At 65.9% G+C, this 26448-nt stretch carries 24 protein-coding genes; 9 read left to right on the top strand and 15 right to left on the bottom strand.

What is annotated here, in order from left to right:
- Positions 1 to 145: 145 nt before the first annotated feature.
- The 4 genes from AC3WRM_RS17125 to rfbA form a co-directional block, all read right to left on the bottom strand.
- Complete coding sequence (locus tag AC3WRM_RS17125) at positions 146 to 1957, bottom strand: DUF4012 domain-containing protein (protein WP_492249747.1); 1812 nt, start codon at positions 1955 to 1957, stop codon at positions 146 to 148.
- A gap of 124 nt (positions 1958 to 2081) precedes the next feature.
- A complete protein-coding gene (locus AC3WRM_RS17120; protein ID WP_067860611.1) occupies positions 2082 to 2654 on the bottom strand; it encodes an LPXTG cell wall anchor domain-containing protein in 573 nt (190 codons plus the stop codon).
- Positions 2655 to 2894: 240 nt separating this feature from the next.
- On the bottom strand, positions 2895 to 4511 hold the full coding sequence (locus AC3WRM_RS17115; RefSeq protein ID WP_286691187.1) for a tyrosine-protein kinase domain-containing protein: 1617 nt from the start codon (positions 4509 to 4511) through the stop codon (positions 2895 to 2897).
- Between the two features lie 126 nt (positions 4512 to 4637).
- Positions 4638 to 5504 carry a glucose-1-phosphate thymidylyltransferase RfbA gene (rfbA, locus tag AC3WRM_RS17110; protein WP_492249748.1) on the bottom strand — a complete coding sequence of 289 codons (867 nt, stop codon included), beginning with the start codon at positions 5502 to 5504 and terminating at the stop codon, positions 4638 to 4640.
- 289 nt (positions 5505 to 5793) lie between these two features.
- On the opposite strand from rfbA, the gene AC3WRM_RS17105 reads away from it, so the two are divergent.
- Positions 5794 to 6849, top strand: coding sequence for a hypothetical protein (locus tag AC3WRM_RS17105; RefSeq protein WP_492249749.1), 1056 nt, complete (start codon positions 5794 to 5796; stop codon positions 6847 to 6849).
- A 59-nt stretch (positions 6850 to 6908) separates the two neighbouring features.
- Here AC3WRM_RS17105 and AC3WRM_RS17100 read toward each other — a convergent pair whose 3' ends face one another.
- The gene (locus tag AC3WRM_RS17100; protein ID WP_492249750.1) at positions 6909 to 7895 is read right to left on the bottom strand and encodes a GDP-L-fucose synthase family protein; all 987 of its coding nucleotides are present in this window, start codon (positions 7893 to 7895) and stop codon (positions 6909 to 6911) included.
- Positions 7892 to 8923 (bottom strand): GDP-mannose 4,6-dehydratase, encoded by a 1032-nt coding sequence (gmd, locus tag AC3WRM_RS17095; RefSeq protein ID WP_492249751.1) that lies wholly within the window; start codon positions 8921 to 8923, stop codon positions 7892 to 7894. The genes AC3WRM_RS17100 and gmd overlap by 4 nt, the downstream gene beginning before the upstream one ends.
- A 237-nt stretch (positions 8924 to 9160) precedes the next feature.
- Here gmd and AC3WRM_RS17090 point away from each other — a divergent pair, with 237 nt between their 5' ends.
- A complete protein-coding gene (locus AC3WRM_RS17090; protein WP_492249752.1) occupies positions 9161 to 10588 on the top strand; it encodes an oligosaccharide flippase family protein in 1428 nt (475 codons plus the stop codon).
- Here AC3WRM_RS17090 and AC3WRM_RS17085 read toward each other — a convergent pair.
- The gene (locus AC3WRM_RS17085) at positions 10563 to 10946 is read right to left on the bottom strand and encodes a hypothetical protein (RefSeq protein ID WP_492249765.1); all 384 of its coding nucleotides are present in this window, start codon (positions 10944 to 10946) and stop codon (positions 10563 to 10565) included. The two genes, AC3WRM_RS17090 and AC3WRM_RS17085, sit on opposite strands and share 26 nt — an antisense overlap.
- Here AC3WRM_RS17085 and AC3WRM_RS17080 point away from each other — a divergent pair.
- The 3 genes from AC3WRM_RS17080 to AC3WRM_RS17070 are packed head-to-tail and all read left to right on the top strand — an operon-like array spanning position 10891 to position 13813.
- On the top strand, positions 10891 to 11238 hold the full coding sequence (locus AC3WRM_RS17080) for a DapH/DapD/GlmU-related protein (RefSeq protein WP_492249753.1): 348 nt from the start codon (positions 10891 to 10893) through the stop codon (positions 11236 to 11238). The genes AC3WRM_RS17085 and AC3WRM_RS17080 overlap by 56 nt on opposite strands.
- The gene (locus tag AC3WRM_RS17075) at positions 11235 to 12419 is read left to right on the top strand and encodes a glycosyltransferase family 4 protein (protein ID WP_492249754.1); all 1185 of its coding nucleotides are present in this window, start codon (positions 11235 to 11237) and stop codon (positions 12417 to 12419) included. The genes AC3WRM_RS17080 and AC3WRM_RS17075 overlap by 4 nt, the downstream gene beginning before the upstream one ends.
- An 11-nt stretch (positions 12420 to 12430) precedes the next feature.
- A complete protein-coding gene (locus tag AC3WRM_RS17070) occupies positions 12431 to 13813 on the top strand; it encodes a hypothetical protein (protein WP_492249755.1) in 1383 nt (460 codons plus the stop codon).
- A gap of 91 nt (positions 13814 to 13904) precedes the next feature.
- On the opposite strand, the gene AC3WRM_RS17065 is transcribed toward AC3WRM_RS17070, so the two are convergent.
- The 6 genes from AC3WRM_RS17065 to AC3WRM_RS17040 all read right to left on the bottom strand — a co-directional run bounded on the left by AC3WRM_RS17065 (position 13905) and on the right by AC3WRM_RS17040 (position 21576).
- Positions 13905 to 14756 carry a glycosyltransferase family 2 protein gene (locus AC3WRM_RS17065; protein ID WP_492249756.1) on the bottom strand — a complete coding sequence of 284 codons (852 nt, stop codon included), beginning with the start codon at positions 14754 to 14756 and terminating at the stop codon, positions 13905 to 13907.
- Positions 14753 to 15868, bottom strand: a complete 1116-nt coding sequence (locus AC3WRM_RS17060) for a glycosyltransferase family 4 protein (protein WP_492249757.1) — start codon at positions 15866 to 15868, stop codon at positions 14753 to 14755. The genes AC3WRM_RS17065 and AC3WRM_RS17060 overlap by 4 nt, the downstream gene beginning before the upstream one ends.
- Entirely contained in the window at positions 15865 to 16986 is a 1122-nt protein-coding gene (locus AC3WRM_RS17055; protein WP_492249758.1) for a glycosyltransferase family 4 protein, read from the bottom strand. The genes AC3WRM_RS17060 and AC3WRM_RS17055 overlap by 4 nt, the downstream gene beginning before the upstream one ends.
- On the bottom strand, positions 16983 to 17720 hold the full coding sequence (locus AC3WRM_RS17050; RefSeq protein ID WP_492249759.1) for a WecB/TagA/CpsF family glycosyltransferase: 738 nt from the start codon (positions 17718 to 17720) through the stop codon (positions 16983 to 16985). The genes AC3WRM_RS17055 and AC3WRM_RS17050 overlap by 4 nt, the downstream gene beginning before the upstream one ends.
- 47 nt (positions 17721 to 17767) lie before the next feature.
- The gene (locus AC3WRM_RS17045) at positions 17768 to 19153 is read right to left on the bottom strand and encodes a sugar transferase (RefSeq protein ID WP_492270932.1); all 1386 of its coding nucleotides are present in this window, start codon (positions 19151 to 19153) and stop codon (positions 17768 to 17770) included.
- Positions 19154 to 19878: 725 nt separating this feature from the next.
- Positions 19879 to 21576, bottom strand: a complete 1698-nt coding sequence (locus AC3WRM_RS17040) for a sigma-70 family RNA polymerase sigma factor (protein WP_492249761.1) — start codon at positions 21574 to 21576, stop codon at positions 19879 to 19881.
- A 196-nt stretch (positions 21577 to 21772) separates the two neighbouring features.
- Between AC3WRM_RS17040 and AC3WRM_RS17035 the strand changes: the two genes are divergently transcribed.
- Positions 21773 to 22495 (top strand): hypothetical protein, encoded by a 723-nt coding sequence (locus tag AC3WRM_RS17035; protein WP_370189567.1) that lies wholly within the window; start codon positions 21773 to 21775, stop codon positions 22493 to 22495.
- Positions 22496 to 22674: 179 nt separating this feature from the next.
- On the opposite strand, the gene AC3WRM_RS17030 is transcribed toward AC3WRM_RS17035, so the two are convergent.
- Both AC3WRM_RS17030 and AC3WRM_RS17025 read right to left on the bottom strand, forming a co-directional pair.
- Positions 22675 to 22992, bottom strand: coding sequence for a hypothetical protein (locus tag AC3WRM_RS17030; RefSeq protein ID WP_253025173.1), 318 nt, complete (start codon positions 22990 to 22992; stop codon positions 22675 to 22677).
- Between the two features lie 66 nt (positions 22993 to 23058).
- Entirely contained in the window at positions 23059 to 23484 is a 426-nt protein-coding gene (locus AC3WRM_RS17025; protein WP_253025171.1) for a hypothetical protein, read from the bottom strand.
- A gap of 276 nt (positions 23485 to 23760) precedes the next feature.
- Here AC3WRM_RS17025 and AC3WRM_RS17020 point away from each other — a divergent pair, with 276 nt between their 5' ends.
- The 3 genes from AC3WRM_RS17020 to AC3WRM_RS17010 all read left to right on the top strand — a co-directional run.
- Positions 23761 to 25584, top strand: a complete 1824-nt coding sequence (locus AC3WRM_RS17020) for a phosphoenolpyruvate carboxykinase (GTP) (protein ID WP_492249762.1) — start codon at positions 23761 to 23763, stop codon at positions 25582 to 25584.
- 4 nt (positions 25585 to 25588) lie between these two features.
- The gene (locus AC3WRM_RS17015) at positions 25589 to 25885 is read left to right on the top strand and encodes an ArsR/SmtB family transcription factor (RefSeq protein ID WP_492249763.1); all 297 of its coding nucleotides are present in this window, start codon (positions 25589 to 25591) and stop codon (positions 25883 to 25885) included.
- A 357-nt stretch (positions 25886 to 26242) separates the two neighbouring features.
- On the top strand, positions 26243 to 26448 hold a 206-nt coding region (locus AC3WRM_RS17010; protein WP_492270934.1), incomplete at its 3' end, for an IS110 family transposase.

Below are 26448 nucleotides of genomic sequence, written 5' to 3'. Positions count from 1 at the left end.
GGTCTCGATACGCAGCCACGGCGCTCGTCCCTCGCGCGTGGCAGCTACTCGACCAGCGGTGGGTTTCGCTGGTCGAGTAGTCGGGCTTGGCGAGGAACGAGCCTGAGCCCGACGTATCGAGACCACTCCAAGCTTTCGCTGGGGGTCAGGAGCAGGAGGTGGGGAAGCGGCGGTCCTGGGCGAAGGACTGGACGCCCGGCGTGGTCGTCACGACCGCGCCGCGACGTTGGTCCTTGCCGGTCGTCATGGTGGTGCGGATGGTGACGGTCTGGCCGGGCTTGATGACGTAGGCCGTGTAGGCGACGGGGCGGGTTCCGAGGCGGCCGCTCTCGTCGAGGGAGATGGCGTCGTCGGCCTTCACCTCGTCGACGGTGCCGCCGGCGGGGGCGACGACGCGGACGGTCAGCTGCTGGTCCCCACGTGGCGCGCGGTTGCCACCACCCGTGATGTATCCGGGCAGGTCGGCGGCGTCGGCCGGCGCGTTCGACGTGATGGTGGTGGTGGCGACCAGCGTCTGGCGGCCGTCGGTGCGGCACCCCTCGGACTTCACCGTCGTCTTCCAGTCGAGGTAGTACTGCATCTTCGAGCTGGTGGTGTCGTTCAGGTAGACGCCGACCCTGGGCGTGGTGCTCGGCTCGGGCAGCTCGCCGGACAGGTGCGTGCCGGCCAGGTCGTCCTCGACCGCCCGGTCGGCGCTCCACAGCAGGATGCGCCGCTCGTCGACGGCCTTCGTCAGCCCCTCGAGCGTCTTGCGGGAGTCGCCGCGTCCGCCGAGGACGGAGCTGAAGATGCGCTGCGCCGCGTCGGCGAAGAAGAGGTCCTGCACCTGCGGGTCGGGGAACCGCGCGTACACGGTGTTGAGCAGGATCTCGACGGCGTTCGCCGACGTGAGCACCGTGCCGTCGGTGAGTCGGATGGAGCCCGTGCCGTCGAGCGCGTAGGAGAGGGCGACGGGGTCGATCGACAGCACGCCGTCGACCTTGGTGCCGAGCGAGCGCTGCACCATGGCGCGGGCGATGGTGGCGACGCGGGGGAAGTCGGGCGTGATGGTGGTGTCGCGGATGTCCTCGGCGATGAGGCTGCCGAAGGTGCGCTCCTCCTCGTCGGTGATGCGCACGACCGGGTCGTCGAACTCGCCGAGCTCACGGATGGTGAACTGCTGGTTGAAGCTGAGCCGGCCGTTGCGGGCGGTGACGAGCGCGAGCGCGCCGGGGATGCCACCGAGCGACCGCGACTCCGCGTTGTTCTGGAACATGACGAGGTAGGTGCGGGTGCCGTCGGCGCCGAGCATGCGGGGCGCGATGCGCAGCGCCTTGGCGGCGGCGTCGGCGGCCTGCTGCGCCGTACCGAGCTTGTCCTTGAGCTCCTGCACGGGCTTGCGGAGGGGGCCGACGATGGCGGAGTCGTCGATGGCGTCGATGCGGCGGCGGTTCTCGGTGAGGACGTTCGCGGCGGTGCTGACGGGACGGACCAGCCCGGCGAACTCACGGAGCGGGAAGCGGCCGTCCTTGGGCCGGAAGGTGTTGGCGTCGAGCGACTGTGCGGTGTCGACGACGGGCGGCAGGGCGCGCTGGGCGATGTCGTCGAGGGCGTCGGCGGCGGTCTGCACGGCGTCGACGCTGGAGCCGACGAAGGGCACGTGGGTGGCGGCGCCCCAGAGGGGGCCGTCGGTGCGGGTGCGGGCAGTGGTGGTGCTCTGCTGTAGCGCCCGCAGGGTGTTGCGTGCGAGGTCGGTGTCGCCGCTGGTGATCTGCGACTGCAGGTCCTGCGCCTCGCCGGTGGCTGACGTGATGGCCTTCTGCGCCTGCGACGCCTCGTAGCCCATCCACCCGACGACGCCGATCACGGCGAGGACGACGACGCCGAGGCCGATCCACAGCGGCTTGCGGTTGCGCTGCTTGCGGCTCTTGCGCCGTGCGCTGCCTGAGGAGCGCGACGAGCGGGTGCGGGAGGCCATGGCGTGATCCTAGGGTCGCGGGTCGAGCCGACGGGTTCGGTGCAGACATGACTCCGCCACCTCCCCAGCCCGAAGGCTGGTGGAGGTGGCGGGCGTCAGGGTCGTGCTTCGCGGAGCGACGCGATCAGCTGTGACGACGGCGGGCGGCGATGACGCCGGCGCCGGCGAGCACGAGGGCTGCGCCACCTGCGAGGAGGAGGACGTTCGAGCCGCCCGTGTCGGGCAGCGCGCCGCTGGCGTTGTCGCCGCTGCCAGCGCCGGTACCGGTGCCGGCGTCAGCGACGCCCGTACCCACGACGAGCTTGATCGTCTTGGTGTAGGTCTGCTGGACCGGGACGAAGCCGGACTTCAGGCCGCTCGCGCTGGGGGCGATGTCGTCGGCCGTCGTGATCGTCATGACGATCTCGAAGGTGCCGTTCTCGTTCGGCGCCTGGCCGGAGACGTTCCAGGTGGTGGTGTTCGTGCCGCCACCGACGTTCTGGCCGAGCAGCGTGGCGGAGTAGGACTCGACCTCGGCGCCACCGAAGGTGCCGGAGAAGGAGAACTGACCGCCGGGAGCGACCTGGACACCCGCGGCGGCGCTGCCACCGGGGATGGTGATGATGGGCTCGTCGCCGTAGGCGAACGCCGAGCCGGCGGAGAAGAGGGTGACCAGACCGGCCACGAGGCCAGCGATGGCCAGACGAGTGCTGCGCATGTGAAGCTCCGAGGGATGTAGAAGACGACCACAAAACCAGTGGTTCCCGGCTAACAGTAGCGGTGAAAAGCCCTCGCGAACCAAACTTGTCCAAACTATTCACACGGACGCAACACGGGCCAACTTGCTGACGGCGTGTCTGGGGGATTTTTCCCGTCTTTTCAGGAAGCCGAGCTGTGACTCATGACACAAGCCGTGGGGACGTACGACCGGTCCGCACGGACTGAGACGCCCGGAAGATCAGGCCTGGCGGCCCGGATCGTCGATCTCGGGGTCGTCCGGGAGGCCGCGGCTCGCGTCGAGGCGGCGGCTGGGCTCGCGCCCCACGGCGTCGTCGAGGGCGTCGAGGTCGCCCGAGCGGTCGGTGCGCCGACGCGCGGTCACCGGGTGCGACTGACGCTGCTGCTGTTGCTGCGTGGTGTCGGCGCGGCGCTTGGAGCCGCGTCGGGTCGAAGCGGGTTCGGGGCGGTCCTCCGCGGCCTCCACGCTGTCGGTGTCCGTCGGCGCGTAGCCGTAGCCGTACCCGTAGCCGTACCCGTAGCGCCCGGACTTCACGGGCGTCATGTTGAAGACGGCCGCGACGGGCTTGGCGCCGACGCCCTCGAGCCGTCCGACCGCGGCGCGCACCTGGTCGCTGGAGGTCTTGCCGTGGCGGACGACGAGCACGGCGCCGTCGACGACGCTGGAGATCAGCGCGGCGTCGGTGACCGGCAGGAGCGGCGGGGCGTCGATGAGCACGACGTCGTACTCGGCGCGCAGCTGCTCGACGAGGCTCACCATGGCGCGCGACTGCAGGAGCTCGGCGGGGTTGGGCGGCGTCTTGCCGCTCGAGAGCACCGACAGGCCGGAGACGCCGGTCTCCTGCATGGCGTCGGGCAGCTCCACACGGCCGACGAGCACCGTGGTGAGGCCGACGGCCTCGACGAGCCCGAGGTACTGCGCCACGCGGGGGCGTCGCATGTCGCCCTCCACCAGCGCGACCTTCTGACCGCCCTCGGCGAGCGCGAGCGCGAGGTTGACGGCCGTGGTGCTCTTGCCCTCGCCCGGCAGCGCGCTGGAGAGCACGAACACCTTCTTGTTGGCGTCGGGGTCGATGAACTGCAGGTTGGTGCGCAGCACGCGGAAGGCTTCGGCGCGCGGGGAGTACGGGTCGATCTCGGAGATGAGCGGGGCGCCGTCGGCACCGTTGTCGAACGGGATGGCGCCGATGACCGGCGCCTCGGCGAGCTCCTCGAGCTGCTTGTGCGTCTTGACGGAGGAGTCGAGGGTCTCGCGCAGCACGGCGATGCCGGCTCCGAGCAGTAGACCGAGGATGAGGCCGAGGCCGAGGTTGCGCAGCGGCTGGGGCGAGACGGGAGAGGTCGGTGCCGTGGCCTGGTTGGTCACGGTGGCCTTGATGGTGGCCTGGTCCTTGCCGGGCGGCGTCTCGAGCTCGCCGACGTAGCCGACGAACACGTCTGCGGTGGTCTCGGCGATGCGCTGGGCGCGCTCGGGCGAGGGGTCGGTGACCGTGATCGTCAGGATGACCGTGTCAAGCTGCGACGTGGCGGTGATCTGCTGGCTCAGCTCGGCCGGTGTCTCGTCGAGGTCGAGGTTGCGGATGACGCGCCGGGTGACCTCGTTCTGGTTGACCATCTCGGCGTAGCTCTTCACGCGCTGCAGCGAGAACTGGCTGCCCTGGAAGGCCTGGCTGTCGTCGGCGGCCTGCGAGGTGGAGATGAACAGGTCGGTGGACGACGCGTACTGGGGCGTGGTGCGCCAGGTGGCGAGCGCTGCCAAGGCGACGACACCGAGGGCCACGGACGCGATGAGCAACCAGCGGTGACGAAGGATGGTCAGGTAGTCCCGCAGGTCCACGTACAGCTCCCGAGTGGTGATGACGGCGGCCCCCGAGACCGAGGGATGCGCCTCACTCTAGGCGAGGCGGGTGGGGATCGTGGACGACTTGGCTGTGACGTCGTGCGGGCGAATCGTGCGCGATGCTCAGACGTGGGCGAGGAGGTCGAGCAGGTAGCGGCCGTAACCGCTCTTGTGCAGCCGCTCGCCACGGGCACGTAGCTGGTCGTCGTCGATGTACCCGAGCCGCCAGGCGACCTCCTCCGGCGCGCCGACCTTCAGACCCTGGCGCGACTCGACGGAACGGACGAAGTTGGAGGCGTCGTTGAGGGAGTCGAAGGTGCCGGTGTCGAGCCAGGCGGTGCCGCGCTCGAGGATCTCGACGTGCAGCCGGCCCTCCTCGAGGTAGCGCTCCTGCAGGCCGGTGATCTCGAGCTCGCCGCGGTCCGACGGCTTCAGCTCGTGGGCGTACTCGACGACGTCGCTGTCGAAGAAGTAGAGGCCGGGGATGGCGAAGGGACTCTTCGGCTCCGCTGGCTTCTCCTCGATGGAGAGCACGCGGCCGTCGTCGGCGAACTCGACGACGCCGTACGGTCGCGGGTCGGCCATGCGATACCCGAAGATCGCGGCACCGTCCATCTCCTTGAACCGGCTGAGCGTGGATCCGAGGCCGGTGCCATAGAAGATGTTGTCGCCGAGCACGAGTGCGCTGTGGCTCGTCCCGACGTGGTCGGCGCCGATGATGTACGCCTGGGCGAGGCCGTCGGGGCTGGGCTGCTGGGCGTACGTGAGACGGATGCCGAACTGGCTGCCGTCCCCGAGAAGCCGCTCGAAACCGTCGGCCTCGTGCGGCGTCGTGATGATGAGGATGTCCCGGATGCCGGCCAGCATGAGCGTCGACAGCGGGTAGTAGATCATCGGCTTGTCGTAGACCGGCATGAGCTGCTTGCTGATGCCCTCGGTGATCGGGTGCAGACGGGTACCTGTTCCCCCGGCGAGGATGATGCCCTTCACCTGCTCTGCTCCTCGTTCATGCCAGAACAACGATGACCAGACTGCTCAGTCACGCGGATTGACGAGATCGGACAACGTCGTCCGTAAAGATGATCGATGATCGTTCGAAGTGCTCGAGGATCTGTGATCCCGCGAGGTGAGCGGTGGACGGACGGTGGCGGGCGAGGACGGTCTGTTGCGGAGGAGCGACGTGCGAGAGAGAACAAGGGTCTTCGTCGATGAGCTCGACTCCGTTGAGTGCCGTCGAATCTACGACGAGGCCGCGACCGCAGAGGAGGCTCGCAGTCGCGTGGTCACCGCCATCCGGATGGCACTGGTTGTCGGAGATGAGATCGTGCTTTCGGAGGCGATGCTGTTCGACAGCATGTTTTTCGCCTCGGTCGGGCCGACGGACCTGGCTGGCTTGCTTGGATGTTCCAGCCTCGAGCTTCCGCTTCGTCTCTTGTGCACGAAGCGCACTGCAGCGGCGGCGCTGGCGGCTCTCAAGACGCGCGAGCCGGCGATGCGCTGGCAGCTCGGCGGACCCGGTGCGAAGGCCGATTGGTATGCGCTCCCGAAACATGACCATGTCCGCGAGGCTTGGCGAGTGTGGTGCGACGCGGTGGACCGGGGACTGATCCAGGTTGAACACGTCCCAGACGAGCAGCTCGCGGTAAGACCGTCGTTCAGTCACCTCCACGTCGATCCGCTCGGCCGGGCGCAGGAGTTTCTGTCGTGGTTGACGGACGACCGGTACCTCAACGACTCCGGTGTAGATGCGCGCCGGAGAAGCGAGATCGACGACGAGTACGAGCGCTTGCTCGCTGAGGCTCCGCCATCTGATCGAGAAGCCCTCGGCTTGCTGCGAGGTGCGTGGAACGACGCCTACCTCGACGCGATGTCCAACGAGCACGAGGCAGAGTGGTTGCGTTCGTCGGGCTCCCCGATCCTCAGCAAGTCGACGCGGCGGCGCACGGTGAGAGTCTCAGGGCGCGTGGTGGAACAGGTCCGGGGCATGTCGCCAGCGGCCTTCAGTCTCCTTCTGTACACATGCTCGAGCGCTCGCACGGCGTTCATCGAGGACAGAAAGCCGCGAACAGCGCGTGCCTTGGCCTTCGCGATGGCGCGTGCCTACTCTCCGACGTCATTGGGCGCCACGAAGGCGAACCTCATGGCGAGATTCGTGATCGCTGCGGTCGCCCTTGTAGCCGCGCTGCCCAGCGTCGCGCAGGCCGAAGCGGGATATGTCGCGTGGTCGGTGTTCGCGGGGCTTGTCATCGTGACGACGCCGTGGGCGGATCTCCTGGCCTGGCGCCGCAGCACTGGTGGTGCCCTGGACGCTCTCCTCAGCGTGGAGCGCTCGTGAACATCACCAGGTGAACGCGGGTCGAAACAGTCCGCGCGGGGTGCTGGGGGCGTAGCGAACTAGGTGCGGAGGTGGTCGGCGTTCTGGAGGTACCAGGTGTAGGTGGCGGCGAGGCCGTCGCGCAGGCTGGTGCGGGCGGTCCAGCCGGTGTGGGCGAGCTGGGTGACGTCGAGGAGCTTCTGGGGGGTGCCGTCGGGCTTGGTGGTGTCCCAGGTGGTGGTGCCGGTGTAGCCGGTGACCTCGGCGACGGTGGCGGCGATCTCGGCGATGGTGACGTCGGTGCCGGTGCCGACGTTGACCTGCTGGGGTCCGTCGTGGTGCTCCAGGAGGTGCAGGACGGCGTCGGCGAGGTCGTCGACGTGCAGGAGCTCGCGGCGGGGGGTGCCGGTGCCCCAGTTGGTGACCTCGGTGGCGCCGTCGCGGGTGGCTTCGTGGTAGCGGCGGATGAGGGCGGGCAGGACGTGGGAGCCGGTGGGGGAGAAGTTGTCGTTCGGTCCGTAGAGGTTGGTGGGCATCGCGGAGATCCAGGGCAGTCCGTGCTGGCGGCGCACGGACTGCACGTGCAGGATGCCGGCGATCTTGGCGATGGCGTAGGCGTCGTTGGTGGGTTCGAGGTAGCCGGTGAGCAGGGCGTCCTCGGTGATGGGTTGGGGGGCGTGCTTGGGGTAGATGCAGGAGGAGCCGAGGAAGACCAGGCGCTGGACGCCGGTGGCGAGCGCGGCGTCCATGACGTTGACCTGGATCTGCAGGTTCACGCTGAGGAAGTCGACGGGGTAGGTGTCGTTGGCGAGGATCCCGCCGACCTTGGCCGCGGCGAGGGCGACGTAGGTGGGGCGGGTGGTCTCGAAGAACGCGTGGACGGCGTCGCGGTCGGTGAGGTCGAGCTCGGCGGAGGTGCGTCCGACGACGTCGGTGAACCCTGCGGCCTGGAGTCGTCGTACGAGGGCCGAGCCGACCATGCCGGCGTGCCCGGCGACGTAGAAGGTGGCGTCGCGGTCCAGGGGGCCGGGGGTGTAGTCGACGTCGTCGCTGGTGCGCAGGCTCATGCGGTGCCCCAGGAGGCGAGCCTGACCTCGTCGTGCCAGGGGGTGCCCTCGTGGGTGAGGGCCTCGACGTCGGCCTCGACCATGAGGCGGGCGAGCTCGCGGCCGTCGACGGTGGGGACCCAGTCGAGCTTCTTGGCGGCCTTGGCGGGGTCGCCGATGAGCGCGTCGACCTCGGTGGGGCGCAGGTAGCGCTCGTCGAAGCGGACGTGCTTCTCCCAGTCCAGGCCGGCGTGCTCGAAGGAGATCTGCAGGAAGTCGCGCACGGTGATCCCGACGCCGGTGGCCAGGACGAAGTCCTCGGGCTCGTCGGCCTGCAGCATGCGCCACATGCCCTCGACGTACTCCGCGGCGTAGCCCCAGTCGCGCACGGCGTCGAGGTTGCCCATGTAGAGCAGGTCCTGCTTGCCGGCCTTGATCGCGGCGACGGCGCGGGTGATCTTGCGGGTCACGAACGTCTCCCCGCGGCGGGGCGACTCGTGGTTGAACAAGATCCCGTTGACCGCGAACATGTCGTAGGCCTCGCGGTAGTTCTTGGTGATCCAGTAGGAGTACAGCTTCGCCGCCGCGTACGGGGAGCGCGGGTAGAAGGGCGTGTCCTCGTCCTGGGGCGGCGGGGTCGCGCCGTACAGCTCGCTGGAGGAGGCCTGGTAGAACCGCGGGCGGATACCGGCCGCGCGGACCGCCTCCAGCAGCCGCACTGTGCCGGTGCCGGTCGTGTCGGCGGTGTGCTCGGGCTCGTCGAAGGAGACCCGCACGTGCGACTGCGCCGCGAGGTTGTAGACCTCATCGGGCGCGATCTCGTACATCAACGACACCAGCCGGGCCCCGTCGGACTGGTCCCCGTAGTGCAGAAAAAGCTTCGTCTCAGGATCGTGCGGGTCCTGGTACAGGTGGTCGATGCGCGACGTGTTGAACGTCGACGCCCGACGGATCAGACCATGGACCTCATAGCCCTTGCCCAGCAGCAGCTCGGCCAGGTACGACCCGTCCTGACCGGTGATGCCGGTGATCAGCGCGCGCTTGGTCATGGTTCTGCCGCCTCGTCTCCAGAAGAAGTTCCGATGGCAGGCTAGAACAACTCGCGGGCGGCTCGTGGCAGGGTTTCCGAAAAAGCGTGTGATCTATTCGACCCTGCGTGTGCACTGAACGGACCCGTAGGGCGAGATCGATGCCTAGTCTTAGATAGGGCCTGTGTGTCCCGTAGAGCCGTCGGTGGCCAGGTAGCGAGGCAAGACGGCCCGTCCACTGCCGCGATCGGAGTTGCTGTGACCAGTAAGACGGGCGTGGCTCGGCGGGCCATCGTGGGTGGTGGTTGGCAGCTTGGCGCCCAAGTGGGCGTGACGATCGCGCAATTTATATACAGTGCGCTTACAGCCAGAGTTTTCACTCCTTCTGAATTCGGAAGTTTCGTGGGTGTCGTCGGGCTTTTCGGCGTACTCCAGGTCGCGACCGTGTCGGGGGTTGCTTCGTACATCCTCCGCGAGCGGGTACTGACCGATCGGCAAAAGTCGAGCACGCGACTCATGGCGCTTGTCGCGGCTGTGGCATCCGTTCTGACGTTTGCGGTTCTCGTCGAGCCGTGGACGAGGCTTCTCTCTCTATCGCCGGACTCCTGGACGTTGGTCATCGTCGGGGCCACACAGTTCTTGTCGCCGCTCGCGGCTGCGGAACAAGCCTTGCTACGGCGCGATGCGAGCGCGGGCGCTGATGCGGCAGTCACTTGTGTGAGCGCTCTGACGGGGTTTGGCGTCAGCGCTGCTCTCGTGCTGGCTACGGGCAACTCTTGGGCGCTGGCTGCAGCGTTACTTGCTACACAAGTAATGGTGCTCATCTTATGTTTCGTCGGAAGGCGTCGCGCCGACGTGGTGCGAGTGGATGGACCGGCGGACAGATTCGCAATCTTCAAACATGCTGGTCAAGTTTCATTGCAGAATTTGGTTTTCTTCGGGTTAGCTCAGTCTCCGGGCTGGACGGTGTCCGCCGTTCTTGGCCCAGGGTCCCTGGGAGCGTTCGCAAGGGCAAATTCCGTAACTCTTAATCCTGCCAACGCTGTCGCCTCGGCCGTTAATCGCACATTGCAGCCGTTATGGCGAGACACGAGCGACGATCGTTTCGAGACATCGATCCTCCGCGTCCTGGTCGTCAGCAGTGCACTATCTAGCACTCTATTCGCCGTGGTTGCGGGTTCGTCTGACGCCTTGGTGGAACTATGGCTAGGCGACGGATGGTCTGCCGTGGCAATCCTGGTCCCTTGGGTAGCCGGCGCCGCAGCGAGCTACGTCGTGTTTTCAGCAGTTGTCAATGCAGCTGAAATGACAGGACGCTTCCGCCAGGTCAGATTGACCCAGGTGTCCATGGCGGTCGTCACCGGCCTCGGTCTAATCGCTCTCTCGATCTGGCCGGAGCTCTGGATCGTCGGTGCAACTATGCTGACCGCCAACTTAGTTGGACTTGTAGCTTCAGTCGTGCAGATTGCTCCATCAATCACGAAGGCTGCTGCGGTTGTGGTGGGCAGGCAAGCGGTCCACGGCATACTTATCGCTGGGGCGGCGGTAGCCGGATCCCGTCTATTTGAAGGTGGATCGCTTTTGTCCTTCGTAGCCGGAATCCTCAGTGCCGCCCTCGTTGCAGGCCCGCTTCTCTACGTGAATCCGGTCCGACAAGAGTTCAAGAATATCCGGAGGCCGGCATGATTGCTGCAAAGGTCAGGTCCAAGGTGGTGGGCGCACTTTGGCGTCCGATGAGCATCGTCAGGATCAGACTAGTGACCTTCAGGGGCGTGCGATCCGGTAGAAAGGTAATGCTGACCGGGCCGATGAGGCTTCGTATGGCGAAACGGTCGGTAATCCTTCTGGGCGACAATGTGGTGATGAATTCGTCATGGCGACGTAATACGCTGGAGTCGCGCGGGCCGACCATTATTCGAACTCTGGATTCAGGTGCGAAGATCACTATCGGAGCAGACTCCGGACTTACAAGTGTCACAATCAGCGCGATGAGGAGCGTCACCATCGGTGAACGAGTGCTGGTTGGTTCCGGCGTGCTGATCACGGACTCGAACCATCACCACCTTGAACCGATCGTCAACTCTGTGTCGCGGAGGCACGCTGGACTACCTGGACCAGAAGACGCACAAGCTGTCGTCATCGGAGATGACGTTTTCATCGGAGCACGATCAATTATCCTGCCCGGTTCACACATTGGCGCGGGCAGCGTCATCGGCGCCGGATCCGTCGTAGCTGGCGGGGTTCCGGCAAACTGCATTGCAGCCGGGAATCCCTGCCGGGTTATCCGAAACTTCTCGACCGACTCGGTCTCGCGTCTTGAGAGGGATGTTCCATGAGGATTGCCATCGCGGGACCCATCGATCTCGCGCCTCTCGGCGATTTTCTGCCCGAGGACCTTCCCCCGACGTACTCATTCCCGTACATCGGTCAACTCGCCCGGAGCTACAGAGATCGAAGTCATCAGGTGCACGCCTTCGCTCTCTCGGAGGCGATCACCGAGCCCCGGACGATCGCGGGAGATGGCGTCGTTGTGACGATTCTTCCTCGTACACGCAGCGGCCGGAAAAGGGCGCTAACACAGTTCGCAGCGGAACGCGGGTACGTTGAAGACTCGTTGCGACGCGCCAACGTTGACGTGGTTCATGCCCACTGGATCTACGAGTTCGCGGCAGGCGCGATCTCGGCTTACGGGGATCGGGTGTTGGTCACGGCCCACGACGACCCGATGTCATTAATCAGACACTACAGGCACCCTTATTGGATCAGCCGTGCTCTTCTCGGCTTCTCTGTGGTGAGGAAGACCACAAACCTGACTTCGGTGTCCCCTGAACTCGCGCACGCTCTTCGGCGCATCCCGGGGAGTCCGAAGGAGATCGACGTGATCCCTAATGGGATCTCGCCCCAATTCCTGGCGACAGTCATCGCCGGGGAAGAGGCGACCTCATCTAGGCCCAAGGCAAGTTCTCCCACGCTGCTCACTGTCGCCAACGGCTTCGACGACAGGAAGAACACTTCGACGGCGATCAGGGCGTTCTTCGAGTTCCGTTCGACAAAGCCGGAAGCGCGACTCATCATGGTAGGGGTCGATCACGGGCCAGGGGGTATCGCGGAGCGCTGGGCTCGTTCGAACGGGTTATCCGAGGGAATCGAGTTCGTGGGACGTGTCGATTCCGACCGAATGCTTGGTTTCTACTCTAGGTCTGACGTCCTACTGCACACGTCGCGATGGGAAGCATGTAGCCTTGCAATTCTGGAAGCACAGGCCGCAGGATTGATCGTTGTCGGCGGGCGAGACTCTGGCGGAGTTTCCTACACGCTAGGTGGCGGGTCGTGCGGGATCCTTGTGGACGTCTCATCAGCGCCCTCGGTGGTCGAAGGCATCCACAAGGCGGAGGAGGCGCTCACCGGTGCGGCGACCTCCATCGTGGCAACTGCGCGAGCACAGTTGTCGCGAACTTTCAATCACGACCTCACGGTAACTAAGTACGTTGCGAAGCTGGAGTCGATTGCCCAATGACGTGGCGTCGGATGGTGACAGCCCTGAGCGGCGTATTCACCGAAGGAATAATCAAGGGTGCCGTGCTGCCGCTTCTCGCTTTCGTGCTCGTATCGGCTGCGACGTACAGTTTCGGGTTTCCGGTGCTGGCTCTTCTCGCTTCGATGCCGCTAGGAATCTTATGCGTGGTTTCGGTCTACAAGTGGCCGGGTGTGGGATTTTTCCTAATGGCAGCATTGATAGTGATTGCTTGGGACGTTCCCACCTCGCCCGCGCTGGTGTCTGTTGGCGGCGTCAGCCTTTTTCCAGAGGACATCATCGCAAGTCTCCTGCTAGCGTCCAGTCTGGGACCTTCGCATTCGGGGCCAATCGTAAAATTCTCCGCGGTACCAATTTTTTGTGTAACAGTTGTGCTTGGTCTCTTGGTGACTTCACTCGCGCGAGGGATGATCTCCTTCGGACCCGCAGCGGCAATCAATGAAGCCCGAGCGTTTTTTTATATCGTCGCGGTTTTGGTGTGGTTTCATCGAGCTTCCTCGAACCCTCGCTTCGAGCGCAGCCTGCGCAACTTCTTTGCGTACGGCTCAGCTGCCATTATTGGCGTGGGCATCGTCCATGCAGTGCTGTACGGGCTAGGCTCCGCAGACTCCTTCGTGCAGATAAGGAACGGTGAACTTCAGACAGGTCGGCCGTTGGTCGCGCTCCAAGCGATGTTCATCGCACTCGTGTTCGTTCAGATTCTGCTGAGTACGACTACCAGGCCGATCGTCACCTTCTGTCTAGGCTTCGTAGTTTTGATAGCACAGCATCGCTCCGTTTGGGTGGCCACTATCGCCGGAATCTTTGCGATGTCGGTAATTGCGACGGCGAGAAATCGATCGAGAGTGGTGTTGCTTGCTGTGTGCGCAGCGGGAGCGGCCCTGATCGCGACTCTCATTGGAACGCTCGACTCAAACGAACTCGCAACTTCAGCCACTAACACCGGAACGTTAACTGGCCGGACGTTTGCGTGGCAGAGCTTGATTGATCGAGCGTTCGACGAAGGGCCGTCCACCGTAATTTTCGGATCACCGTTCGGAACTGGATGGGATCGGCTGAATGCCGATGGCCTTCTCGAAACGTTCACTCCTCACAACGGATACGTGGTTGTGTTCCTTCGGCTGGGGGTCCTAGGGCTTGGTGGCCTCGTCATACTTCTCGTGAGTCGACTCCGTGCCGCACTTCGAGCGGGCGACTATGTTTCTGCGACATGGTTGGTGATGATCGCCGTTTATCACCTGTTTTACCACTTTAACTGGTTGCTCGCTGTGACGTTTGCGGTTGCGCTCTTCGCGCGGCGCGGTGCCGAGGCTACAAGACTGAAAGGTGAACCCGCCGTCCCAAGCGCATCGTCGCCGTCGTCACTCGCGCGTTGATCGTCGTTGCTTTGCGCGTGTCATTCGGGTGAACGTTCGGAAGAGAAATGAGTACCGGTGGTTGCCCGCCACGGCGGGCGACCCCGTGCTCTCACTCGTGGATGCGTCGTCTCAGGTGGCGGACAAAAGCAGTTGTCCACCATTTGATTGAGGTGACCCAGAGGGCGATCCGCCTTCTTCGCGCAGCATGTTTGCTCATGAAACGTGAGGTTGACTCTACGTGACCGCCGCCCTTGATGCCCCTGAAAGCCCGCCACTCGTCGAGCAGAGGTCTAGGCGGATCCGGAGGATTCCGGGGGCACGTCCCGAGAGTTCCTGCCGCCAGCAGGACAGGCCAGCCAGCTTCTTGGGCGCGGAGGCCGTAATCGAGGTCTGCGAGTCCGTGAGCGAACTTGCCATCGATCCCGCCTATCGCCAGCGCGGCGCGAAATGGCACCAGCACGATGTTGCCATTGAAGGTGGTCGCGGGGACTGGGGCGTCCGCTCCTGGCGGTATCATTTCGAAGCTGAGTGGATGCCAACCGCGCTTTGAGAAACCGGAGTACGTTAGCTCGCCGGAGAGGGGATCGCGAGTTGCCCCGATCACGAGGCATTCCGCGTGTTGGGTTTCCGAGGTCGCTGTGAGTCTCATGATGGAGTTGGGGTCAAGGACAACATCGTCGTTCAACCAAAGTATCGCGTCTCCGGGACTAGAATCAGCCATGGCAGCCGCCTCGGCCGTTGCCATGGAACGTGCCCAGAAAAAGCTGCCGTCACCGTGAAGAACAGTTATCGGAAGCCCGGTGTCGGTAGCCACCGCGATCGTGTCATCGGACGACCCGTCGTCGAGAAGGTAGACGCGGTAGTCCATAGCTACATGCGCCATCGCGACGCGGAGGGCGTCAAGGCACGCCCTGGTCTTCTGGGCCCTGTTGTACGAAGCAATGAGTACACGAATCGTCATGCTGGTGTGCTCCTCCTGCCCATCACAGCCCGAATCCCGGTCCAGTAGCGGTCAGCCATGTCCTCGATACTGACGGTCGCGCGCAGATCGACTAGGGCCGCGGCGGCTGCCTTGAGGTCCTCGTCGTCACGGAGAAGCGCTCGGGCGTACGATTCAGCAGAGTCTTCTGACTCGAACACAGTTCGATCGAGCTCCAGATACTCAAACTCTGGTGCGTGCATCGTTCCCTGCGTGGTCACGATTGGGCGTCCCGCGGCGATGCTGTCGGTTGCCACGAGGCCGACACGACCGGGCACTGCGATCAGATCAGCGCACCCGAGCGCTAGGTCCTTCATTGCCCCGTGCAAGGGACCCAGAAACTCGATCGCAGGGTGAGCCATCGACGCGGTTACAACGTCGCGGTCTGGTCCATCCCCACCGATGATGAGTCGGAAGTCCGGATTGATGGAGTGGGCGATTTTTGCAGCGTTGATCAACAGCGAGATCTTCTTCGAGGCATCAAGTCCACCGATGTACAGGGCAGTGCGCGTGCGCAAGTCGTGGAGTTCCATGAACTCCGTGACGCTCTTGGGATCGAGCGAGTCCACCCGCGAGGCGAGCGAGCGTGTGTCAGTCGAGTTGCGTACAACAGTAATGCGGCGTGCCGGGACGCCGAGCCGCTGGAGGTGGTCAGAGCCGCCGTCCGTGTAAACGAAGAGGTGCGCTGCTCTGCGACTTAGGATCTTGAGGACGAGTGCATCAAGCCGTGACGGCGCCTTCGTGTAGTCCTTCCCGTGCCCCCAAAGGGCGAGCTTCCGTCGGCGCGTCAACGAAAGCCAGTAAACGTCCAGATTTCTCCGAGCCTGCTCGGCGACGATGAGATCTGCCTTCTTGACGACTCTCCGGACGTTTCGAAGAGTGACGCGAAACCCGAGAACAGTGAGCTGTCGTTGGGGAATGAGCACGTGCTCGAAGTCGCCGGCATCGTTACGAGCTGCGAGGGATTTGCTAGGACTTCCCGCCGCGACGACGATCTTAACGCCGTCCCGCCTGGCGAGACGGCAAAGTTCCTCGAAGAATGGGACGCGGTAACTCGGTACGTACTCTTGCAGGATCACGATCCGGGGACTCATGACACTTCTTTCAGGAGGTCGTTCATCGAAACCCGCCAAGCGGCTTCGGTGTATCGCTCTTCGAAAAGGCGCCGAGCATTGATGGCAAGCTTTCCACGGGCTTGTGACGTGACACGGAGTGCCGTGTCCAGTTGATTCCACGCGTCGAAGACGGTCCCAGCTGAATGGATTCGGACCTCATCGGCAGCCGCGTTCGCGTGGAAAGCGACGATCGGAACACCAGCGGCGCACGCTTCCAGGAAAACAGTAGGTAACCCTTCCGGCCAAAGGCTTGGTATAACAAGGCCTTTCGACACTGCGAGTGCCCCACGTACGTGCGCGTTGGAAACCTGGCCCAAAAAGGTGTTTCCAGTGTTCGCGCACCAGGCTTCGATCTCCTGCGCGAGCGGCCCGTCGCCGGCGATCGTCAGATGTTCGGAGTTCGGCCAGTTCGCAGTAAGTTCGCGAATGCCTTTCTCGGGGGTGAGCCTTCCGGCGTAGAACCAATCGATCGGGCGAACAGATGACGCAGCGGTCGGAGTGACAAAGTTAGGGACGACGCGAAATCTCGAAGTCTCACCGAGCGCAGACGAGTAGATTTTCAGCGATCGCTGCGACAGAACCACGATCCGGTTTGCCCGTCGCAGCAAGGGATCCGACGCCGGACCGCGGGCGTTTCTGATGGCGAGGGGAAGAGTGGCGACCGCAGAGTCTCTATAGCAGCGATTTCGCAAGGCCTCGAGGGAAGTGTTGTCCAGGCAGTCGGTGCAAATGTGTCCGTCGCGGAACAGCGTGGCTGCAGAGCAGAGGGGGCGGTAGTTGTGCATGACCGCTACAACAGGTGAGCGCCAGCCCTCAAGCCAACGTGTGCCGAAGTTAGGAAACAGGTTGTGCACGATGACTGCATCCGGATCGAGGGCCTCCAGGTCGCGCCTCGGCGAGCCGCCGTAGCCCGAAGCTACTCGAGCTGAAGTTTTGACCTTGTACCAACGGTCCTGAGCCAGTGCGTCGGTCTCCCGGCCTATGACAACAACCTCGTGTCCAGCAGCTCGGAGACTTGCCGCCTGCGCCTCCACCACGAGATTCTCGCCGCTTGCGACGGCGCGCGTATAGAAGCTGTGGACCAGTGCTAGCTTCACTCGACGCTCTGCTTGTGTGTCCGGAGATCGCGCAAGACTGCCAAGACGAATCTGGGATTCCCAAAGATGTAGCGACGCCACAAGCGTTGGGGTTCGCGACACAATCGATAAAGCCACTCGAGACCTACGAAAGAGACCACTCGTGGGGCCTCCCGGATGGTTCCCGCCACGAAGTCGAATGCAGCACCCACAGCTAACGCTGTGACGGGAAGAGACTCGGCAATCCTCGCGCTCTCGAAATCCTGCTTAGGGGTTCCAAGTCCGACCCAGACCATAGCCGCTCCGCTGTCGAGAATCTGCCTGTCTTGTTGCCGCAGTTCGTCCTCGCTCAGCTTCCTGAACGGTGGGCTGAACGTTCCCACGATATTGAGGTTAGGGAACTTGGCCAACAGACTGCTCTCAAGGAGTTTCAAAGTCTCAGGCGTAGAGCCAAGGAGGAAGTGCGCGGTGTCCTGTTCGAGACCCTGCTGCATGCACTCGAGGAAGAATCTTACGCCGCGAATTTGTCTGAGCGGTTCCGGATCTCTACGGAGTCGAGAAACCCACGTGAGCGGCTTCCCATCAGGAAGGTTGAGTGCACCGGACGACAGCGTTGCGAGATAGGTGGCGTCACGTTCAGCGAGGCTGACGCTGTAGGCATTGAGGAGATGCACATGAGAGCCGCCCGACCGAAGGTTTGCGTGTGCGGTTACTTCGCGGGCCGCGGCTTCAAGAGTCGTGGCCGCAAACTTCACTCGGCCCACGTAGTGGCGACGGGGGAACACGGCCTCAGCAGCGGCCACTAGTAAGCCCCCTGAGGTCGGATAACAGCCAGCACGGTTCGCCAGATGATCTGAATGTCGCGAATCAGCGACCAGTTCTCGACGTAGTCGAGATCGAGTCGCACCGTGTCGTCCCAGGAAAGATCAGAGCGACCGCTGATCTGCCACAGCCCCGTGATGCCTTGCTTCACGAGGAGTCGACGGTGCACGCCTTCACCGTACTGCTCGACCTCGGAGCGCAACGGCGGGCGCGGTCCCACAACGCTCATGTCGCCGCGGAGGACATTGAACAGCTGGGGGAGCTCGTCGATCGAGTACCGCCGCAGCACTGCGCCGACCTTCGTGACGCGGGGATCGTTCTTCATCTTGAAGAGCACGCCATCGGAGTCGGACCGGAGCTGGGCCCTGATCTCGTCGGCGTCGTTCACCATGGAGCGGAACTTGAGCATCTCGAAGGGCACACCGCCGACACCGATGCGCTCGGATCGGTATAGCACCGGGCCGCTCGACGTCAGCTTCACGGCGACAGCGGCGACGAGAAGGACAGGAGAGAGCACTGCCAGGGCGACCCCTGCGAAGGTGCGGTCGAAGACCACTTTGCCCCAGCGGGTGGCTCCCTCGTACTGCGGCTTCTCGAGGTGCAGGAACGGCATGGCGCCGACGTTGCGCAGTGTGATGCGCGGTGTCGCGACGTCGACGACGTTGGGCGAGACCATCAGGTCGACTCCCGTGGTCTGCAGCTCCCAGGTGAGGTCTTTGAGACCGTTGGGGCCGAGGTGCTCGGTGTCAGTGACGAAGACGGCTCCCGCGTCGGCCAAGGTGAGGGCGTCGTTGAGGCTGCGGGTGTTGCCAAGGACTGGCACGAAACGACCCGGGACGTCGAGCCAGCGGTTGAGCGACTCCGGCTCATCGGGAACCCACACGCCGGTCAGGCGGAATCCGGCCTCCGGGTGACGGCCGAAGTATCGCTCGATGGACTCGGCGGATCGCGTGCCGCCGATCACGAGCACGTTGGTGGACATCGCGCCCCGCCAGCGGCGCCGCGCGAGCCAGACGCGCAAGATCTTGCGGCCGAACAACAGGCCCAGGAGACCCACTGGGAAGGCGATGGCGAGATAACCGCGGGACAGGTCCTGCTTCGCCAACAGCGTCACGATGGCGAGGAGGCCGAAGCCCATGACCGACGCCTGGACGACCTTGCGGTACTCGTCCGGTCCGTGGCCCAGGATCCGCTCGTCCGTGGAGCGGTACAGCTGGAGCATCGCCCACCAGCCTGCGGCGATGAAGACTCCGAGAGCGGTGTAGGTGAGGCTCGTGCCGGTCGGTGTGACAGGCTCCAGGCCGAACCGGATGAACTCGGCCAGCACGACGGAAGCCAGCAGGACGAGGGCATCGACGGTCAGCACCGCGTGCCGGTAGGAGCGGTGCCACGGGGTGCGGCGCTGACGGTGCGGAATGGGCGGGGTCTCCGATGGGGCGGGGCGTGCGGTGCGGGGGGCGGTTCGGGCGGATGGAAGCGGCTCCACATGGATAGAGCGGGTCGTCCTGCCGACGTCCTGAATGGTCATGTGCACCGATCTCCGAGCTTCTTCAGTGTGCTCCCCCGGGCCAGCACCCGCTCAGGTTAGGGCTGAATTCGGGGCGAAACGACCACTTTGTGTGAACGAGGTGTGACATCACATGTGGCAAACGGTGATCCTTGACACGTTCGGGACGTGTGCCTCCTGCAACGACGGGGCAATCGACCCGGACGGGGTGCGGGCGAAAGTCAAGGCTGATGCAGTCGGGTCGGACGGGATTCGAAAACGTGCAGACGAATGTGGGGAAAACGCTGACGCGCGTGGAGGCGGTGGGTAGTGTTCTTCTCGAAGCCCCGCTGATTCACCCCCCGAGATCAGCGGGGTTTCTCTATGCCGGAAGCACGCTTCCGCTGGTGACGCAGTCCACTCAGAAGTGACACGTTCTTGTCATCTTCCTTCTCTACCGTCAGGACGGGGGAGGAGGAGGGGTGATGAGACGCACCTGGAGGCGCTGGCGCTGTCGGCTGAAGTACGGATACGCCTGCCCCCACCTGGAGCTGCACACCAAGGAGGGCAGAAAGGGCCTCGGCACGCGGAAGCACTGACGACCGTCAGTCGACCGAGACCGTGTTGTTGCTCAGGTTCGGGTCGGTGCGACCGGGCGACGTGACCGTCGCGAAGAAACCGGAAGCCTCGGGGGGCGACCAGGACGCCACGAGCGGTCCGGGGTTGGGCCCCGACGCCGTGCACATCACGACCCTCGACGCGCCGCCTCCGGTGCACGACCAGCCGTTCTGCTGCAGCCAGCCCACCGACAGCTCCTGCGGGAACGTCAACGTCACCTGCGGGACGTCGCGCGTCGCCACCACCGTCAGCCGCACGATGCGCTCGAGCGCCGTGCTCTCGACCGTCGCCGAGATCGACAGGTCCTCGTCCGGCGTCGGCTCGGGCGTGGGCTCAGGCGTCGGCTCAGGGGTGGGTTCGGTGGTCGGCTCGGGCGTGGGCTCCGGGGTCGGCTCGACCGTCGGCTCCGGCGTGGGCTCGATGGTGGGCTCCGGCGTCGGGACGGGTCGTGCCGGCCGCGGGGCGGGCGCCGGCTTCACCGGTGCCGGTTGCTGATCGGTGTGGTGCTCGGCTGGTGCCGTCGGCGCTGCGGACGGGGACGTCGAGGGCGCAGGCTGAGTCGTCGTGCTGGCGACCGGCTCGAGCGACGGCGCGACCGTCGGCTCGTCGACCGGGACGTCCGCCGTCTCGGGCGTGGTCTGGGGCGACGCCGAGGCGGCGGGCACGTCGTTCGCGACCACCCGGGCGGAGTCGCCGCGGTGGGACACGAGCACGGCGCCCACCGCCACTGCCGCGACCAGCACGGTCGCGGCCACGGCGGCGACGACGCCGACACCCGCACCGGCCACGCCGCCCACCCCCGACGCGCCAGCGGCTGCACCGGATGACGACGAGCTGCCCGACGACGACCCGGCCGCGGAGGAGCCGAGGGTCGTGGACGACGTCGTCACCAGACCGGCGCCCGCCGCAGTGCTGGTGGCGCCGAACGCGGCCACACCGGGCGCGCCGAGCAGCGCGGGCAGCAGGAGCAGGCCCAGGTTGGCGGTGATGCCGCCGACCATCAGGGCGGCCTCGTTGCAACCCTCGCAGTGCTCGAGGTGCGCCTCGACCTTGGCCAGGGCGCGCGGCCGCAGCTTCCCGCGGTCGTAGGCGGGCAGCAGCTCGCGCACCTCACGGCACTCCGGGTCGTCGGTCTGGCCCAGGTGCGCGGTGAGGTACGCGTTGCGCAGACCCTCACGGGCGCGCAGCGCCAACGACGAGACCGCGTTCGGGCGGATCCCCAGCGTCTGTGCCACCTGCTCGGGCGACTCGTCGTGGATGGTCGTGTGCCACAGCACCGCCTGCCACCGCTCCGGGAGCGTCGCGAACGCCTGCGCCAGCAGGCTCGACTCCTCGCGAAGGTCGACCCCGTCACCTGCCGCAGGCACCGGCGCCTCGTCGACGTCCTCGTACAGGTCGACCCGCGACGCTGCCTTCGACGCCCGGTAGAAGCCGTTGCGCACCGACGTGAGCAGGTAGGGGCGGAACGCGAACTCGGGTCCGGCGCCGTTGCGGATCGCACGGAGCACGCCGACGAACGCCTCGGAGGCGAGGTCGTCGGCGGCGGAGCGGCCGGCCAGGGCCGTCGCGAGACGGACGGCCGGGGGGTGGTGGCGCTCGAACAGAGGACCTGCGGCGTCGTCGTCTCCATCGCGGTAGCGCTGGATCAGCTCGGCGTCGCTCGGGTCGAGAAAGAGGTCAGGCATGGGTGGCCATTCGGCTGGTGAACAAGGGGATCTGGGGGGTAGCCCTGTCACCAAGAGTGCGACGTCAGCGTCCCGTCACGCAAAATTCGGACAAAAGATCAAGGGGATCCGCGTGATCGTCCCACCGTGACCGACTCCTTCCCTCACGTCGGCGGGAACGTCCCGTCATTCCAGGGGCGAGAGGAAGCGGTACACCGTGAGCATCCGAGCCCTGCCCTGCCGACCTCCCACGTTGCGTCTCGTCGGGGGCCCCGGCGACGACATCGCACACGTCGCCGGGCTGCTGGCGCGCTGCACGCCTGGCGGCGGCTGGCAGCCCACGCTCGCGGCACGCCTCGGCCGGCTGCACGCGCGGGAGGGTGCCGACCTGCACGGCCTGCTCGCCTGCATCGACGACACCCTCCTCGCCGCCGGCCGCTCGCCGGCCACGCCACAGGTGGCGCGCGCGGCGCTCGAGGCGTGGACCAAGGAGCGGTGCCGACGCGGCGAGGACGTCGACAACCCGCTCACCGGCACGCCGGGGGCGGAGAACCTGCGCGGCCAGCTCGAGCGCTTGTGCCTCGCGGCGTCCCCGCGCGTGCTGGTGGCCGAGGTCATCGTCGACGAGCTGGTGCAGTGCGACCGCGGCGCGCTGCGCGACGTGGAGGCCGAGCTGAGCCTCGCGCTGGTGCGCGCCGTCCTCGACGACCAGCTGGGCGCCACCGACCACCGGCACTGCGGGCGGTGGTCGCGTCTCGGCCCGCACCGGCTGGCGGCGCTGGTCGACGTCGCCGACGTCGCGGCCCTCGTGGCCGGGGTGAGCCGGTCGCGTCGCTGGCTCGGACGCTGGCGCGCCGACATCGACGTCGCCGCCTGGTTCGAGCCGGTGCCGTCCGAACCGGGCGCACGGGGCGCGCTCGTCAGGGACCTCGCCATGTGAGGCGAACGAGACCGCCGTCCACGGACGTGACCAGGGGTGCAGGTCCGCGGTGGGGAGCACGCTCCCTCGGGGGGACGGCGCACATGAAGACGCCGGCGGCGACCGACCGGCTCAGAGGTGCTGCGGAGGGAGCAGCACCGGGAGCAACGGTGGTCGCCGCCGGCGACGAGTGCGAACGGTCAGCTGCCGACGTCGAACTTCGGCGACGGTGCAGCGGCAGGGTGCTCGGACGTCGGTCGCTTCGGTGGTGCGATCGACGTCGGACGATCTCGGACGAACTCGCGTTCCATCCAGTGCAGACGGTTCGCGCCCGTGCGCGGATCCCAGAAGTCGCAGAGCACGAGGCTCTCGTAGGTGTGGGTGGCCATGGCGGGCACGAGCTCCTTGACCTGCTCGCCGCCGTGGTCCCAGAGGCAGCCGACCCAGACGGGCCGGGGGTTTGCCAGCGGCACCGGCGTCCCCGAGGGCGTCGGTTGCTGGTTGATCAGGAGGGACATGTCCCTAACTTATTCACTGAAGAGGTTCTGACCAACTTCTGGTTGAAAATTTGTTCACCGACCAGGTCACACCAGCTCGCGGTTGGCGAACTGGTTCAACTTCTCGCAGACGAACACGACGTGGCGGTGCAGCCACACGGTCGCGGCGGGACCGAACGACGCCGACGTCGCGTCGACCGAGTACGTCAGGCGGCTGCCCGTCAGGTGGTCGTGCAGCTCGATCGTCTCCAGCAGGTCGGCCATCGGCGTCTCCGTGCGCAAGGCGAGGCACTGCCCCGCCCTGAAGTCCGCGACGTGCACCGTCGCGTCGACGCCGTGCAGGCCGTTGTGGTGCTTGCACACGTACGACGACGCCGGGTCGAGGACGGTGCTGTCCGTGGACACGCACTCCTCCAGCGCGCTCCACTCGGAGATGTTCTCCAGGGACACGAGCTCGTCCCACAGTCGCTCGCGGGCGAGCGAGGACTCGATCTCGTGACCATCGATGAGCATTCCTGAACGGTAGGTCCGGTTCGGCAGGTCCGCAGTGCGAGAGAAACGTTGAGATTTCAACCATCTTCGGGGGTGGAGGACGCGAGCGGCGGCTTGCCTCCCCGGCGAGCGCTGGCAGCGCAGGCTCCGCGACGGGCAGGCACCCGTGACATTTCCCACTTGTTACGACCAGGTAGATGAAAACTTCTTCAACTCCGGTACGGTCGCTCCAACCGATTGCGGGGGAGGACCCCCCGGAACGTGTCCCCGGACGGGGCAACGAGAGGAAACGACACGATGGCAGACGTGGCGGCGGCGCTCGACAAGGCCGGACTGACCAACACGCACGTGCGCGAGTACGTGGAGCACTGGGCGGGGGTGACCGGCGCCTCGCGGATCGAGGTCGTCTCGGCCGCCGACGACGCCCGACTCATCCAGGAGGCGCTCGACGCCGGGGAGCTCCTCCCCGCCGGCGAGGGTCGCTACTACTCCCGCTCCTACTTCAAGGACACCGCACGCGCCGAGGAGCGCACCATCGTCGCCACGCACGACGAGGCCGACAAGGGCGTCTACAACAACTGGCGCCCCGCCACCGAGATGAAGGAGAAGCTGGTCGGGCTCATGACCGGCGCCTCCGAGGGCAAGACGATGTACGTCATCCCCTACCTCATGGCACCGAAGGGCTCGCCCCTCGAGGAGTACGCCGCCGGCGTCGAGCTCACCGACAACCGCAACGTCGTGCTGCAGATGATCCGCATGGCCCGCGTCGGCGCCGAGTACATCAACGACCTCGGCGACTCCTTCGTCCGCGCCGTGCACGTCACCGGCGACCTGGAGAACCTCGGCCAGGGCACCCCCGACGACAAGCGGTACTTCGTCACCGTCGCCGACGAGCGCACCATCCTGCACTTCGGCTCCTCCTACGGCGGAAACGCGCTGCTCGGCAAGATCGCCCACGGCCTGCGCCAGGGCTCCTACGACGGCTGGAAGAACGGCTTCCTCGTCGAGCAGTTCATGCTGCTCGGCATCGTCGACAAGGAGACCGGCAAGAAGTACCACATCTGTGGCGGCTTCCCGTCCGCGTCGGGCAAGACCAACCTCGCCATGACGCTCGCCCCCGACGCCCTCGGCGACCGCTACTACGTCGAGTTCTACGGCGACGACATCGCCTGGCTGTGGGTCGGCGACGACGGCAAGCTCTACGGCATGAACCCCGAGAACGGGGTCTTCGGCGTCGCGAAGGACACCAACGAGAAGACCAACCCGACCGCCGTCGACTCCATCGTCGAGGGCACCGGCGCCATCTTCACCAACGTCGCCTACAACCCCAAGACCCAGGAGGTCTGGTGGGAGGGCAAGGGCGACAAGCCCACCGACCTCGACGGCTGGGAGGACTGGAAGGGCGACCTCATCGCCGACCGTCAGGGCGAGGAGGTCGACGCGCCGTGGGCCCACCCCAACAGCCGCTTCACCACCACGCTGGAGAACGTGCCCAACGTCGCGAAGGACTTCGAGGAGCCGCAGGGCGTCGAGATCCACGGCGTCATCTTCGGTGGCCGCACCCGCGACCGTGAGCCGCTCATCCGTGCCATCGACGACGTCGCCGAGGGCGTCTACGACGGCCTGACCCTCGGCGCCGAGGCCACGGCCGCCGCCGACGGCCTCGAGGGCGTCCTGCGCTACGACCCGATGTCGATGCGTCCGTTCATGTCCTACTCCGAGGGCGACTACGCCGCCCACTGGCTCGAGGTCTTCTCCCGCGCCCAGAAGAAGCCCGTGTTCGCGCACGTCAACTGGTTCCAGCGCGGCGACGACGGCCGCTTCCTGTGGCCCGGCTACCGCGAGAACCTGCGCCCGCTCGTGTGGCTCATGCAGTACATGAACGGCGAGGTCGAGGGCGAGCGGACGCCTGTCGGCGTCATCCCGAAGCGCGACGAGCTGCTCCTCGAGGGTCTGGACGAGCAGGCCCTGGCCGACCTCGACACGATCCTCACGATCGACGTCGACCGCTGGCGTGAGGAGATCGGGCACCGCCAGGTGCACCTGGAGCAGTTCCACGGACTGCCCGAGGAGATCTGGGAGGCGCACCGCCGCGTCGCCGCGGCACTCGACGACGCCTGAGCCGGTGTCCGCCACGAGCGCGCCGCTGCACCACAGCAAGGCCGAGCTCTTTCGCACGCTCGGGCACCCGGTCCGCATCCGGGTGCTCGAGCTGCTGGAGGACCGGCCGATGGCGGTACGCGAGCTGCTCGCCGACATCGAGGTCGAGTCGTCGTCGCTGTCGCAGCAGCTGGCCGTCCTGCGCCGGGCCGACCTCGTGACGTCGACCCGACGCGGCGGCACCGTCGAGTACGCGCTCGCGACCGACCGCGTCGCCGAGCTCCTCGCCGCCGGCAGGGCCCTGCTCAGCGCCCTGCCCTGACCCGCCCCCACCCGACCCCGCCCAGCGTCCGCTGGGCGGGGTCGCGTGCTATCGCTGGTCGAGTAGCGGTCACGGCGAGGAACGAGCACGTGGGCGCGTATCGAGACGGTGAAGATGGTTCCGGGTCGCTGCCGGCGTTCTGACTTGTATCGAGACTGACGCCCGGCTGGGTTGTCCTGAAATGGACGTGTCGGCGGCGGTGGCGGCCTTGCCTGGACGGAGAAGAGGGCCGAGCCGGGCGGGGTTGTGACTTGATAGGAACCTGCCGCGATCTGGCTGGCTCATCACCGTGGTGTCCGCCCGGCTCGGTGAGGTCATCCTCCACTTTCGTGAAGGAGACAGATCGCAGTGACCAGCATGACCACCGCCCCCGCTTCGATGCAAGCAGTCTTCGCCGGGGTCGATACCCACAAACGCACTCATCACGCCGCTGTCATCGATGCTGATGGCCGCCGGTTCGCGGACCGGCAGTTCGCCACCAGCGCGGCGGGACTCGCGGCGCTGGTCGCGTGGCTGGCCCAGTGGCGGGTCGCCGCGGTCGGGGTCGAGCAGACCGGCACCTA

The organism is Aeromicrobium sp. EU05-FHT14F07 (assembly GCF_058790455.1).
This window is presented reverse-complemented; position numbering and strand designations above follow the sequence as displayed.